Annotated in this window: 6 protein-coding genes; all 6 read left to right on the top strand. The window is 65.3% G+C overall.

The window, feature by feature from the left end; all coding sequences use genetic code 11:
* The first annotated feature begins 42 nt into the window (after positions 1–42).
* Positions 43–2,136 carry an NAD-dependent DNA ligase LigA gene (gene ligA, locus ASD14_RS08350; protein WP_056132361.1) on the top strand — a complete coding sequence of 698 codons (2,094 nt, stop codon included), beginning with the start codon at positions 43–45 and terminating at the stop codon, positions 2,134–2,136.
* Positions 2,133–3,116, top strand: coding sequence for an EF-P lysine aminoacylase EpmA (gene epmA, locus ASD14_RS08345; protein WP_056131574.1), 984 nt, complete (start codon positions 2,133–2,135; stop codon positions 3,114–3,116). The genes ligA and epmA overlap by 4 nt, the downstream gene beginning before the upstream one ends.
* Positions 3,117–3,236: 120 nt before the next feature.
* Complete coding sequence (gene mtnA / locus ASD14_RS08340; protein ID WP_056131571.1) at positions 3,237–4,295, top strand: S-methyl-5-thioribose-1-phosphate isomerase; 1,059 nt, start codon at positions 3,237–3,239, stop codon at positions 4,293–4,295.
* A 247-nt stretch (positions 4,296–4,542) separates the two neighbouring features.
* A complete protein-coding gene (gyrA, locus tag ASD14_RS08335) occupies positions 4,543–7,197 on the top strand; it encodes a DNA gyrase subunit A (RefSeq protein ID WP_056131567.1) in 2,655 nt (884 codons plus the stop codon).
* Positions 7,198–7,356: 159 nt separating this feature from the next.
* A complete protein-coding gene (locus tag ASD14_RS08330; RefSeq protein ID WP_056131565.1) occupies positions 7,357–12,342 on the top strand; it encodes an alpha-2-macroglobulin in 4,986 nt (1,661 codons plus the stop codon).
* Between the two features lie 184 nt (positions 12,343–12,526).
* The gene (gene pbpC / locus ASD14_RS08325) at positions 12,527–14,866 is read left to right on the top strand and encodes a penicillin-binding protein 1C (RefSeq protein WP_235565359.1); all 2,340 of its coding nucleotides are present in this window, start codon (positions 12,527–12,529) and stop codon (positions 14,864–14,866) included.
* Positions 14,867–15,057: the final 191 nt, after the last annotated feature.

Below are 15,057 nucleotides of genomic sequence, written 5' to 3'. Positions count from 1 at the left end.
CCCGCCTTCGCGGGAATGACGAGCAAGGCGAACAACCAACCAATGACGCCGAAGTCGCCATCGCCCGCTACCCGTATTGCCGAGCTGCGCCAGCAGATCGAAGACGCCAACTACCGCTATCACGTCCTCGATGATCCCGACATTCCGGACATCGAGTACGACCGCTTGATGCGGGAACTCGAGGCGCTGGAAGCCGCGCATCCCGAACTCGCGTCACCGGATTCACCTACGCAGCGCGTGGGCAATGCGCCCTCGGCCAAGTTCTCCGAAGTTCGCCACGCCGTGCCGATGCTCTCGCTCGCGAATGCGTTCGAGCCTCAAGAAATCCACGAGTTCGTTGCCCGGATAGGCAAGGAGACCGGCGATTTCGAACCGGTGTTTTCCGCGGAGCCCAAGCTCGATGGTCTCGCGATCAGCCTGCGCTATGAGAATGGCCAGTTCGTACGCGGCGCAACGCGTGGCGACGGCGCCACCGGTGAAGACGTCACCGTGAACCTGCGTACCGTGCGCGCCATTCCGCTGAGGCTGCGCGGAAAAACGCCCGATGTTCTGGAGGTGCGCGGGGAGATCTACATGCCGCGCGCCGCGTTCGAACGCTACAACAAGTGGGCACGCGAAAATGGCGAGAAGACCCTGGCCAACCCCCGCAACGGCGCGGCCGGATCCCTGCGCCAGCTCGATCCACGCATCACGGCGCAGCGTCCGTTGAGTTTTTTCGCCTATGCATTGGGCGAAGTGGAAGGCCTGAAGTTGCCGGCGACGCATTCGCAGACGCTCGCGCTATTGCGCGACTTCGGCCTGCCCGTGTGCCCGCAGGTCACCACCGCGAAAGGGGCCGAAGGGTTGCTCGCTTACTTCGAACAGATCGGCACGCAACGTAACGACCTGCCGTACGACATCGACGGTGTCGTCTACAAGTTGGACCGCTACGACCAGCAGCGCGCCATGGGCTTCGTTTCGCGTGCGCCGCGCTGGGCGATCGCGCACAAGTTCCCTGCGCAGGAAGAGGCCACCACGGTCGAGTCGATCGAAGTCAGCGTCGGCCGCACAGGCGCGGTGACACCGTTCGCCGTGTTCACGCCCACGCACGTTGGCGGTGTCACCGTGGTCAAGGCGACGCTGCACAACGCCGACCAGGTGGCGCGTCTGGACGTGCGCAAGGGTGACGTGGTCATCATCCGCCGCGCCGGCGACGTGATCCCGGAAGTCGTGCGCGTGATCGAGGAACGCCGGCCGACCGACAAGGAGGGCAATCCGCTGCATCCGCCGTTCGTGATGCCGGCAGAATGTCCTGCCTGCGGATCGGCGGTGGAGCGCGAAGAGGGCGAAGTCGTGGCGCGCTGCACGGGAGGCCTGTTCTGCCCCGCGCAACGCATCCAGGCACTGTTCCACTTCGCTTCGCGCCGCGCGATGGACATCGAAGGCCTGGGCGAGCAGTTCATCGCGGCGCTGGTCGAGTTCGACTACGTGCGCACCGTCGCCGACCTGTACAAGCTGACGCTCGAGGATTTCCTCGAGATGAAGCGCCGTGCGGACGAGGTTACTGGAGCAACCCCAGCGACCGCCAAAGCCGGGAAAGTCGCTACACGCTGGGCGGAAAACCTGATCGCCGCGATCGATGCCAGCCGCAACACCACGCTCGAACGCCTGCTGTATGCGCTGGGCATCCGCGACGTCGGCGAATCCACCGCGAAGACACTGGCGAAGCACTTCGGCGCGCTTGACCCAATCATGAGTGCCGACGTGGACACGTTGCGAACCGTGCCAGACATCGGCCCGATCGTCGCCGCGCGCATCGCCCACTTCTTCGCCGAGCCGCACAACCGCGAAGTTATCGCCGCGCTGCGTGCGAATGGCGTGCACTGGAAGGAGGGCGCACCGCAGCGCTCGGCCGACGGACCGCTCGCCGGACAGACGGTGGTACTGACCGGGGGGCTTGCAGCGATGTCCCGCGACGAAGCCGGAGACAGGCTGGAGGCTCTCGGCGCCAAGGTATCGGGCAGCGTTTCCAAGAAGACGTCGTTCGTGGTCGCAGGCGAGGCGGCGGGTTCCAAGCTGGCCAAGGCACAGGAACTCGGCGTCGAAATCTGGGACGAGGAGCGCCTGCTCGCTTTCCTCGCCGGGCACGCTTCGTGACGCAGGGCTGGCAGCCTTCGGCATCTTTCGATGCGTTGCATCTGCGCGCGCGTCTCAATGCAGCCATACGCTGCTTCTTCGACGAACGTAACGTGGTCGAAGTGGAAACGCCGGTACTGTCGCGCGCCGGCAACACCGATCCGAACATCGCGTCGTTTTCGCTCGAATTCAGCGGCCGCACCGACGGTGCGCCGCGCACGCGCTGGCTGCGTACTTCTCCGGAGTATCCACTCAAGCGGCTGCTGGCAGCAGGTTTCAACGACTGTTACGAATTGGGTCGCGTCTTCCGCGACGGAGAGGCGGGTGGCCGCCACAATCCTGAATTCACCATGCTCGAGTGGTACCGACTGGATTGGGATCATCGCCAGTTGATTCTGGAAACCGCGGCGCTGGTGAACACGGCATTGGCGCTGGTTGGTCGCAACGCCGAATTGAAGCAGGTGAGTTACCACGCGCTTTATCGCGAGCAACTTGGCATCGATCCGGCGACCGCGAGTGACGAAGAACTCCGTGCAGCAATGGGCGACGTGGTGATCGATCCCACCGGCCTGACGCGCGACGACTGGCTCGACCTGCTGATGACGCATCGGTTGCAGCCAGTGTTCGCCGAGGGCCAGTTGCTCGCCTTGTATGACTATCCGGCGTCGCAGTGCGCGCTTGCACGGATCCGGGAAGACGGCGTGGGCGGCGTGCCGGTAGCCGAACGGTTCGAGCTGTACCTGGGGCCACTGGAAATCGCCAACGGCTATCACGAACTCGCCGATGCGGCGGAGCAGGGTGCGCGCTTCAATCGCGACCTGCACCGACGCGCTGAACGCGGCGACGCGCAACCGCCGCGCGATGAAAACCTGCTGACGGCGCTGTCCGCTGGATTTCCTTCGTGTGCCGGCGTCGCGCTCGGCGTGGACCGTGTGCTGATGGCCATGCTTGGCACGACCCGCATTGCGGACGTGCTGGCCTTCGATTTCACCCGTGCGTGAATTGGTGCCGAGCCATGCGCGGCACGCTGCTGCAGCCGTGATGGCCAAAGACGTGCCGGCAAGCTCGGCACTACGGGCCGGTCGGTCGTGATCGCAATCACGCTCCGTTAGAATCGCGCCATGACCGACACCTTCGACTTCGACCGCTACGACCGCATCCGTCCGATCCGCTGGACCGGCGATGCACTCGAACTGCTCGACCAGCGCAAGCTGCCCTTCGATGTCGAATACGTGCGCTGCGTTACCAGCGATGAAGTCGCAGCGGCGATCCACTCGCTGACCGTGCGCGGCGCGCCCGCCATCGGCATCGCTGCCGCATGGGGCGTAGTGCTCGCGGACCGGACCATCGAAGCTGTCGACGGCGCCGAAGCCGTGCACAAGCTCGAACCCGCGATGCAGCGCCTCAACGACGCGCGTCCGACCGCCGTGAATCTCGCCTGGGCGCTGGCACGCATGCGTCGGGTGTTGGGCGCAGCCGGTCCTGACTGGCGCGAGGTAATGGAGCGGGAAGCACAGGCCATCGCCGACGAGGACCTCGCCGCCAACCGCCGCATGGGCGCGCTCGGTGCCGCGTTGATCGAACCCGAAAGCGGCGTGCTGACCCACTGCAACACGGGCTCGCTGGCTACCGCCGGCTTCGGCACCGCGCTGGGCGTCATTCGTGCCGGCGTCGCGCAGGGCCGCATCGGCAAGGTCTACGCCGGCGAAACCCGGCCGTGGCTGCAGGGCGCGCGCCTGACCGTGTGGGAGCTGCAGCAGGACGGGATCCAGCCCACCCTGATCGCCGACTCCGCGGCGTCGCACCTGATGAAGACCGGCGCCGTGCGCTGGGTCGTCGTGGGCGCCGATCGCATCTGCGCCAATGGCGACACCGCCAACAAGATCGGCACCTACCAGCTCGCCATCGCCGCGCGCCACCACGGGGTGAAGTTCATGGTGGCCGCGCCGTCTTCGACCGTCGACATGGACACGCCCACCGGCGCCGACATCCACATCGAGGAGCGCGACCCCTGCGAGATGTTCGCCATCGGCGGCGTGCGCACGGCCGCGCACGACATCGACGCCTGGAACCCGGTTTTCGACGTGACGCCGCACGAGCTGATCGATGCGATCGTGACCGAAAAAGGTGTCATCGAGCGCCCGGACGTGGCCGCCATGAAGGCGGCTTTCGGCAGCTGATCGGGCGTCTTGTGCGGACCCGTGACCGGGCGCGCTGCAATAGTTTCGGAACGACCGCGAAAAAGCGCCGTAAGTACTTGTTTCCACGTGGAAATCCGGGTGTCTATAACCCCGGTTCTGTGATACGATTTCACGTCTTTTGAAGCCGCCCTGAGCGAGCCGCAAAACACGCCCGCTCCGGGCACGTTTTGCCTCGCCCCGACGGGCCGGTTTTGAACCAACCGCAACGCAAGCACACGGAACCCGAATGGCAGAACTCGCCAAGGAAATCATCCCGGTCAACCTCGAAGACGAGATGCGCCGCAGCTACCTCGATTACGCCATGAGCGTGATCGTGGGACGCGCGCTTCCCGATGTCCGCGATGGTCTCAAGCCCGTGCATCGCCGCGTCCTGTACGCGATGCACGAGCTCGGTGCGCACAGCAACAAGCCGTACTTCAAGTCGGCGCGTATCGTCGGTGACGTCATCGGTAAGTACCACCCGCATGGCGATACCGCGGTGTACGACACGCTGGTGCGCATGGCGCAGCCGTTCTCGCTGCGCTACATGCTGGTCGACGGCCAGGGCAACTTCGGTTCGATCGACGGCGACTCGGCCGCGGCGATGCGTTACACCGAAGCGCGCATGTCGCGCCTCTCGCACGAGCTGATGGCGGACATCGACAAGGAAACCGTCGACTTCCAGCCCAACTACGACGAAAAGGAACTCGAACCCACGGTCATGCCGACCCGGGTTCCGAACCTGCTCGTTAACGGTTCCGCCGGCATCGCGGTCGGCATGGCGACGAACATTCCGCCGCATAACCTCGGTGAAGTCGTCGATGCCACGATCGCGCTGATCGACGATCCCACGATCGACATCGACGGCCTGATGCAGTACATCCCGGGCCCCGATTTCCCGACCGCGGGCATCATCAACGGCGTCGGCGGCATCCAGCTCGCCTATCGCACCGGCCGTGGCCGCGTGCGCATGCGCGCGAAGGCCGACATCGAAGTGAACGAGGACACCGGCCGCGAAGCCATCGCGGTGACCGAGATCCCGTACCAGGTCAACAAGGCTCGCCTGATCGAGAAGATCGCCGAGCTGGTGAAGGAAAAGAAGCTCGAAGGCATCAGCGAGTTGCGCGACGAATCCGACAAGGACGGCATGCGCATCTACATCGAGGTCAAGCGCGGTGAGTCGGCGGAAGTCGTGCTCAACAACCTCTATCAGCAGACGCAGATGGAGTCGGTGTTCGGCATCAACATGGTGGCGCTGGTCGATGGCCGCCCGCAGCTGCTGAACCTCAAGCAGATCCTCGAAGCCTTCGTGCGCCATCGCCGCGAAGTCGTCACCCGCCGCACCATCTTCGAACTGCGCAAGGCACGTGCCCGCGCGCACATCCTGGAAGGCCTGACGGTCGCGCTCGCGAACATCGACGAGATGATCGAGCTGATCAAGACCTCGGCGAATCCGAACGAAGCGCGCGATCGCTTGCTGGCGCGCACGTGGGAAGCCGGGCTGGTTGCTTCGCTGCTGGCCGCCGCTGGCGCGGATGCATCGCGTCCGGAAGACCTGCCGCAGGGCGTTGGTCTCATCGACGGCCGCTACCAGCTGACCGAAACGCAAGCCCAGCAGATCCTCGAGATGCGCCTGCACCGCCTGACCGGCCTGGAGCAGGACAAGCTCACCGAGGAATACAAGCAGCTGCTCGAAACCATCCGCGGCCTGATCGAGATCCTCGAAGATTCGTCCGTACTGCTTGAAGTGATCCGCACCGAGCTGCGCAACCTCAAGGAAGAATTCAACGACGCGCGCCGCAGCGAAATCCGTGCTTCGGAAGAGGACCTCGACATCCTCGACCTGATCGCGCCCGAAGACGTGGTGGTCACGCTGTCGCACTCCGGTTACGCCAAGCGCCAGCCGGTCAGCGCCTACCGCGCGCAGAAGCGCGGCGGCCGGGGCCGTAGCGCGGCTTCGACGAAGGACGAGGATTTCATAGACAAGCTCTGGCTGGTCAACACGCATGACACGCTGCTGACCTTCACCAGTGCCGGCCGCGTGTTCTGGCTGTCGGTACACCAATTGCCCGATGCCGGCCCGAACGCGCGCGGCCGTCCGATCATCAACTGGATTCCGCTGGAAGCCGGCGAACAGGTCCAGGCCGTCGTTCCGGTGCGCGAATATGAAGAAGGCAAGTACGTCTTCTTCGCCACCCGCAACGGCACGGTCAAGAAGACGCCGCTCACCGAGTTCGCCTTCCGCCTGCAGAAGGGCAAGATCGCGATCAACCTCGACGAGGGCGATGCGCTGGTCAACGCCGAACTCACCAACGGCAGCCGCGACATCATGCTGTTCGCGAGCAACGGCAAGGCCGTGCGTTTCGCCGAGAGCGAAGTGCGCTCGATGGGCCGCACCGCCACCGGCGTGCGCGGCATCCGCCTGGCGGCTGGCGATTCGACTGAAGGCGAAGAAGGCGAGGGCGAAGTAGTCCAGTCCGGCGCCAAGGTCGTCAGCCTGATCGTGGTCGATGGCGATGGCGACATCCTCACCGCCAGCGAACGCGGCTACGGCAAGCGCACGCCGGTGTCCGAGTACCCGCGCAAGGGCCGCGGCACCCAGGGAGTGATCGCGCTGAAGACGACCGAGCGCAACGGCTTGTTGGTCGGCGCCGTGCAGCTGTCCGACCACCACGAAGTCCTGCTGATCTCCGACGGTGGCACGCTGGTCCGCACCCGGGCGGCGGAAATCTCGCAGGTCAGCCGCAACACGCAGGGCGTCACGCTCATGCGCCTGGCGGCGGACGAATGCCTGCAGGCGATCGAGCGGTTGGATGCTTCGCTCGACGACGACGGCGAACCCGTCGAAGCCGAGGCCCTTGTGCCGGCCGGCGCGGAAGACGAATCGCGTTTGGAGTCGTAATCCGGACTGCGTTCCACGAAAACGCCGCCTCAGGGCGGCGTTTTTGTTTTTGGGCCCGGTCATCGCCAGCTAAACGCCAGTTCACTGGACCGTATTCCACACCTCTCCCACATCGTTGCGCGCTGCCGTACGCTTGCCCGCAAACTTGGGGAGAGTCGCATGAAGCGCCTGCAGTATCCGGAGGGAATCGTTCCGGCCCGCCTGTCGTGCGGGTTGGTTTTTGTGCTGATCCTGGCAAGCCTGGCGCTGGGAGGCTGCAGGCGTGACGCCGACGGACAATTGCCCGAAGTCACCGGCGAGAAGATCGCCGCCAAGCGCGAAGCGGTGGAGGGATTCGGCCTCGTTGCCGCGTATCCCGACCAGAACGGCGACGAGCTCGCCATCGCGCTGGAATTCAGCCGTCCGCTGGTCGGCACCCAGGAATTCGATGCACTGATTGCCGTTACCGACAAGGACGGCGCGCCCGTCAAGGGCAGCTGGGTTCTCGACGACGACGGCGATGACGAAGCCAAGGTGCTGCGCTTCCCGCACGTGGAAGCGAGCAAGGAATACGTGGTCACCCTCAGGGCGGGCCTGACCGCCGCGGATGGCAATCGCCTCGGCAAGGAAGAAAAGCGCACCGTCTACACCGGCCCGCTCGAACCCGTCGTCGGTTTCGCCTCGCAGGGCAGCGTGCTTCCCGCGCGCGAGAGCCGTGGGTTGCCGGTGGTTTCGGTGAACGTGACGGAAGTGGACGTCGAGTTCCTGCGCATCAAGGAGAAAGAACTGCCGAAGTTCTTCGCCGAATTCCAGCGCGGCGGACGACGCAGCAGCTGGGATCTCGAGCGCGAATATTCCTGGGACGACGACGGCGGTACCGAACACAGCCGCACGCCGCTGTCGAAGCTCGCCGAACCCGTGTACGTCAACCGCTTCGTGCTCGGCGGCAAGAAGAACGAACGCGTGCTGACCTACTTGCCATTGCAGGACATCGAGGAACTGCAGGAACCCGGCCTGTACTTCGCCGTGATGAAACGAACCGGCACGTTCAAGGAAGAATTCGACACCGCCTTCTTCACCGTGAGCGACCTCGGCCTGCATGCGCGCGCCTACAAGGACAAGTTGTTCGTCCACGCCGCATCACTGGAAACGGGCAGTGCGATCGCCGGGGTGGAGCTGAAGGTGCTCAACGCCGAAGGCGAGCCGGTCATGAAATCGGCGACCGACCGCAACGGCAACGCGATGCTCGATTACAGGATCGATGCCGCGCACGTGTTGATCGCGCAACGCGGCAGCGACGTGTCGATGCTGCCGTTCAACCAGCCCGCACTGGATCTGTCGGAATTCGCCGTGGCCGGTCGCGAGCAGGCCTGGTTCGACGTCTTCGCCTGGTCCGGTCGCGACCTGTACCGTCCCGGCGAAACCGTGCGCATCTCCGCGCTGCTGCGCGACCAGGATGGCCAGCCTGTCGCCGCCAAGGGCAAGGCGCTGCAGCCTGTTTTCGTGCGTTACGTGCAGCCGGACGGCAAGACGTTCCTTGAAACGAAGTTGCAGCCGGATGCACAAGGTTACGTGCGCCATACCCAGGTGATTCCAGTCGACGCGGCAACGGGTCGCTGGCGCGTCGAGTTCCGCACCGATCCGGCGAGCAAGGACGCCGTGCAAGGCATGGCGCTGCGCGTCGAGGAATTCCTGCCCGAGCGGATGAAGCTCGATCTCACCGCGCAGCCTGTCATCCGCCCGGGTGAGCCGCTGCGATTGCAGGCGACAGGCGCCTATCTCTACGGCGCGCCGGCAGCCTCCAACCGCTTCACCGCGAAACTGACGGTAGCCGTCGAACAGCATCCGCTCGAACAGTTACCGGGTTGGTTCTTCGGCGATCCCACGCTGCAGCTGCCGAAGGAAGCGAAGGACGTCATCGATACCTCGCTCGATGCCAACGGCAAGCTGCAACAGGACATCGCATTGCCCGCCGAGGCCAAGCCGGTCAGCGCCATCGCGGCGATGGTGACGGGCAGCGTCTTCGAAACCGGTGGACGCAGCGTCAATCGCAGCCTCAAGCGCGTGCTCTGGCCCGCCGATGCGCTGGTCGGCGTGCGCCCGCTGTTCGACGACAAGGAAGGTTCGGACGCGAACGCGAACGCCGCATTCGAAGTGGGGCGCTTCGGCAGCGACGGCCAGCCGCGTCCCGGCAAGGCGCTGCGGGTCACGCTGGTGCGCGAGCACCGCGACTATCACTGGAACTGGCACGACGACAGCTGGGATTACGACTTCACCCGTCGCTACGAAGACATCAATACGCGCACGGTTGACGCGGGAACTTCGCCGGTGAAGATCGATTTTCCGGTCGAGTGGGGCGAGTACCGGCTCGATGTGTACGACCCTGCGACGAAACTCACCACGCGCTATCCCTTCAAGGCCGGCTGGAGCTGGAGCGACGAGAACCGCGGCCTCGACGCCCGTCCCGACAAGGTCAAGCTCGCGCTGGACAAGACCGCGTACAAGGCGGGCGACGTGCTCAAGGTGACACTCACGCCGCCGCACGAAGGCCGTGGCCTGCTGATGGTCGAAAGCGACCACATGATCTACGTGCAGGACATCGAAGCGAAGGCCGGCAAGACCTTCGAAATTCCAGTCACCAAGGATTGGGAGCGCCACGACGTATACGTCACCGCGCTCGTTTTCCGCGGCGGTACCGCGGAAGACAGGATCACGCCGGCGCGCGCCGTCGGTGTGGCCTACGTGCCGATGGATCGCCGCGACCGCAGGGTTGCCGTGGGTCTCGCGGTGCCGAAGCAGATGCGTCCGGAACGGGATCTTCCGGTGACGGTGAGTGTGCCGCAGCTCGCAGGTGAGCAGGCGTTCGTCACAGTCTCCGCGGTCGATGTCGGCATCCTCAACATCACGCGCTTCCCGGTGCCCGATGCGGCGAAACACTTCTTCGCCCAACGCCGCCTTGGCGTGGATGCCTACGACGTCTACGGCAGGGTGATCGAGAGCTTCGAAGGCGGAACCGCGAAGATCCGTTTCGGCGGCGACATGGCGCCGCTGGCTTTGCCGCAGGCGCGTCGTCCCACCGCGCATGTGCAGACCGTGGATCTGTTCAGCGGCCCGGTGAAGCTCGATGCGAAAGGTCTGGCCCAGCTCAGCCTGCCGGTGCCCGATTTCAACGGAACATTGCGCGTGTCGGCGGTGGTGTATTCGGGCAATCGCTACGGCAGCAAGGACAAGGAAACCGTCGTACGCGCACCGGTACTGGCCGAAGCCAGCCTCCCGCGCGTGCTCGCGCCAGGCGATCGCAGCAGCGTGACTCTCGACGTGCAGAACTTCACCGGCAAGGCGGGCGAGTTCAAGGTAAGGCTGGACGGCATCGGTCCGTTGTCGCTTGCCGATGCGGCGCGAACCGCGAAGCTGGGTGTCGACGGCAAGACCACCTATACGTTCCCACTGGTCGCGCGCGAGGGATATTCCACGGCGCAGGTCCGTGTGCGGGTGGAAGGCAACGACTTCAACGTGGACCGCAAGTACGACGTCCCGGTGCGGCCGGCCTGGTCGCAGGTGACCCGTTCACGCACGCGAGTGATCAATGATCTGGCTGCGGTATCGCTCGGCACGGATCTCACCGAAGGTCTGATGCCGGGGTCGGTCAAGGCGCGCATGGTCGTGAGTGCGTTGCCGCCGATCCCGTTCGCCGCTGCACTTGAAGACGCGTTGAAGTACCCGTACGGCTGCGCGGAGCAGACCACGAGCAAGGGCTACGCCGCGCTCGAACTCGACGAAGCGACGGCGAAGATGCTCGGCGTGGACGGTCTCAATGCGAAGCAACGTCGCGAACGCATGGAAGGCGCCTTCGGCCGCCTCGCGGCGATGCAGGTGACATCGGGCCACTTCTCGATGTGGGGCGATGGCGACTACATCAACCAGTCGCTGACGCCGTACATCGTCGAGTTCCTCCTCGATGCGCGCGAAGGGGGCTTCGCGGTGCCCGAGAACATGCTGCAGAAGGCATTGAAGGCGCTCAACGAGGACCTGCTCGCCGGTGGGACGCCGTTCTACGGCTACGACAATCGCGACCACCTCAAGTTCGCGTACCAGGCGCATGCGGGCTACGTGCTTGCACGCGTGAACCGGGCTCCTCTCGGCACGCTGCGTGCGCTGTACGACAACAGCCGCAAGCAGAGCATGACGGGGTTGCCGCTGGTGCACCTGGGGCTGGCGTTGTCGCTGCAGGGCGACAAGGCGCGCGGTGCGAAGGCGATCGCTGCCGGCTTCGCAATGGACTCGAAGAGCCGCCCGGTCTACCTCGCCGATTACGGAACGCGACTGCGCGACGACGCACTGATGATCGCGCTGCTGCATGAGCGCGGTTACGCCAAGCCTGAGTACGACACGCGCGTGGTGGCGCTGGGCCGCGAGCTGGATGCGCGGCGCAAGGAACGCTGGTTCTGGCTGAGCACGCAGGAACAGGTGGCGCTTGCGCGGCTGGGCAAGGCCCTGATGGCCGACCAGGCCAAGACCCTGTCGGGCCAGTGGAAGGTGGGCGCGGAATCGTCCGAGGTTGCATCGACCCGCATCACCGGCCGCGTCTTCGACCAGGACGCCTTGTCGCGCGGCGTCAGCTTCGCTCCAAAAGGCGAGCCGCCGCTGTTCGTAAGTCTCGAAGCCGTCGGTGTACCGCGCAGTGCGCCGGAGCCGGATTCGAGCACGGTTTCGATAGCGCGCAAGTACTACAACACTGATGGCACCGAATGGAGTGGCGGCACCCTGGAAGAGGGTGACAGCCTGATCGTGCAGCTCACCGTCAAGAGCAGCGTGAACATGCCCGATGCGTTGGTGACGGACCTGCTGCCAGCGGGCCTGGAGATCGAGAACTTCAATCTGGGCGATGCCAAGCAATGGGCCGGCGTGGTCGTCGACGGCATCGAGATCGCCGATCGCGATGAAGCTGCCGAGGTACGCCACGAGGAGTATCGCGACGATCGCTACGTTGCCGCGCTCAAGCTCAGCACCTATGACACTGCGCGGCTGTTCTATCTGGTTCGCGCTGTAACGCCCGGTACGTACACCGTGCCGCCGTCACTGGTCGAAGACATGTACCGGCCGGACCTGCGCGGCGTCGGCAAGGCCAGTCCGGCTACGCTGACAGTGAAGCAGCCTGGGAAATAACAGTACGCCGGAACCGCGGGGTGAGCGCTAGGCACCCCGCCATGACGAAGGCCATTCGAATCGCGCTGGTGTTGTCTTGAACGCAGAAACAACCATCGACGCGCGGAACATTCCTGCGGGAGATCCGGCGGCGGCGGCCGGCTTCCGTCACTTCGGACGCCTGCGCGTTCATTACCGCTTTCCCTTGCAGGCGCTGCTCGCAACACTGCTGCTTCTCATTGCAGCGATGCTGCTCGATCTCGCATTTCCCCTGCCGCTACCACGCGCGCGCGATGCCGGGGCGGTCGTGCTTTCCCGCGAAGGCACGCCGCTGCGCGCGTTCGCCGACCGTGGCGGCATCTGGCGTTATCCGATCGATGAAAAGCAGGTCTCGCCGCTATACCTGCACGCATTGCTGAATTACGAAGACCGCTGGTTCTGGCGCCACGGCGGCGTCAATCCGGTCGCGTTGCTGCGCGCGGGCGGGCAGTGGCTTCGCAACGGACAAGTGGTGTCGGGTGGTTCCACGCTCACGATGCAGGTCGCGCGCATCCTCGACTCGCCGGCCAACGGCAGGCGGAATACGCGAACGCCGTGGGGCAAGCTTCGCCAGCTCTGGCGGGCGCTCCAGCTCGAGGTCCATCTGAGCAAGCACGAGATCCTGCGGCTGTACCTCAACCGTGCACCGTTCGGCGGCACTATCGAAGGTGTCGAAGCCGCGAGCTGGGCCTATCTCGGCAAACCCGCCACGCGGCTCTCGCATGCGGAGGCAGCATTGCTCGCCGTGCTGCCGCAATCGCCCAGCCGCCTGCGTCCTGATCGCGAAGCCGAACGCGCACGCCTCGCACGCGACAAGGTTCTCGTGCGCATGAATCACCTGGGCGTGTGGTCGCCACAGGTCGTGCGCGACGCACGCGTGGAACCGGTCGTCGCGCGTTCCCTGCAGCCGCCACAGCACGCATCGCTCCTTGCCCAGCGCTTGCGCACTAGCAATCCGAAATCTTCGCGGATCGAATCCACCATCGATCTCGATCTGCAGCGCACCCTGGAAGATCGCGTCGCCGCGTACTTCTCCGATCTTCCCGAACGCACGTCGGCGGCGCTGCTGGTGATCGACAACGCCAGCCTCGAAGCGCGCGGCTATGTCGGTTCCGTCGAGTTCGCCGACAAGGCACGGCTCGGTCATGTCGACATGGTCAAGGCGTGGCGTTCGCCAGGGTCCACCTTGAAGCCGTTTCTCTACGGCCTTGCGCTCGACGATGGACTGATCCATTCCGAGAGCCTGCTGGTCGACGCCCCGCAATCGTTCGGCGATTACCGGCCGGGCAACTTCGACATGGCATTCAATGGCCCGATCGGCGCGGCGGAGGCGCTGCGTCTTTCGCTCAACGTGCCAGCCGTCGATCTGCTGGATCGCGTCGGTCCTTCGCGCTTCGCCGCGCGCCTGGCGAATGCAGGGATCGACCTGAAATGGCCGAACGGCGCCACTCCCAATCTGGCGATGATCCTCGGTGGCACGGGCGCGCGGCTGGAAGACCTGGTCGGTGCATACGCCGCGTTGAATCGCGAAGGGGTCGCCGGGCGCGTGCGCTATCAGCCGGGTGATCCGCGCGTGGAGCGGCGCCTGCTGTCGCCCGGTGCGGCCTGGATCGTCCGCGACATCCTCGAGGCGAATCCGCGACCGGGCAGCATCGCCGACACCTTCGATCAGCGCGGCCGTCCGCGCGTGGCGTGGAAGACCGGCACCAGCTACGGCTTCCGGGATGCATGGGCACTCGGCAGCACGCGGCGCTACACGGTCGGGGTGTGGGTGGGACGGCCCGACGGCACGCCGCTGCCCGGACAATATGGCGCGGTGACGGCATTGCCGTTGCTGTTCGAAGTCGTCGACAGCCTGCCGACGCAACGTGGAGACGGCGAGTCGCGTCCGCCGCCGCGCAACGTCGAGCAGATCGACGTCTGCTGGCCGCTCGGGCTTCCGCCCGATCCGCACGCACCGCAACTGTGTCGCAGGAAGCTCAAGGCGTGGACGCTCGACGGCGCCGTGCCACCGACGTTTGCAGAACGTGACGCGCGGCTGTGGAGCGCGGGCCGCGAGCGTTTCGAAGTCGACGCGATCTCTGGCCTGCGTGTCTCGGCGGAATGCACGAAGCCGCACGAGAGGCGCCGTGCAGAAGTCGCACGTTGGCCCGCGCTCGCTTCGCCATGGCTGTCGATCGAGGCACGACAGGCATCGCGCCTTCCCGCGCTGTCTTCCGACTGCGCGCCGGACGGCCGTGATGCCACGGAAGAACTTCGCATCGAAGGCATCAACGACCACGCGACGCTCGCGCGTGCCTCCAATAGCACCACGCAACTGCGCCTGTCGCTACGCGCCATCGGAAGCGAGGCACGGATCCGCTGGTTGCTCGATGGTCGTCTCGTAGGCGAATCACGCGGGGCCGGCAATTTCGTGCACGAATTCAGCGAACCTGGTTCGCACACGCTCACCGCGTTGGCCGATAGCGGCGCATGGTCGCGCGTCGAGTTCCGCCTGTTGCGCTGAACCCTTCAGTCGAACGTCGTGCGGCCGCAAGTTGTTGCTGCCGCTGTCACGCAGGCACACGCGGTCAATAACGACACGCTCGCTAGGTTGGCCGCGCAGGTGCAGCTCGACCTGCAGGCAGTTTTCCATGCTGTGCCCGTAGCGCGGCGGAGCAGGAAAGCGATGGTGCAGCGCGTACAGGCGCTGAAAGA

This window comes from Lysobacter sp. Root494 (assembly GCF_001427225.1).
Lineage (GTDB): Bacteria > Pseudomonadota > Gammaproteobacteria > Xanthomonadales > Xanthomonadaceae > Agrilutibacter.
The sequence above is the reverse complement of the archived record's forward strand: the minus strand, read 5'-3'. Positions and strand labels throughout refer to the sequence as shown.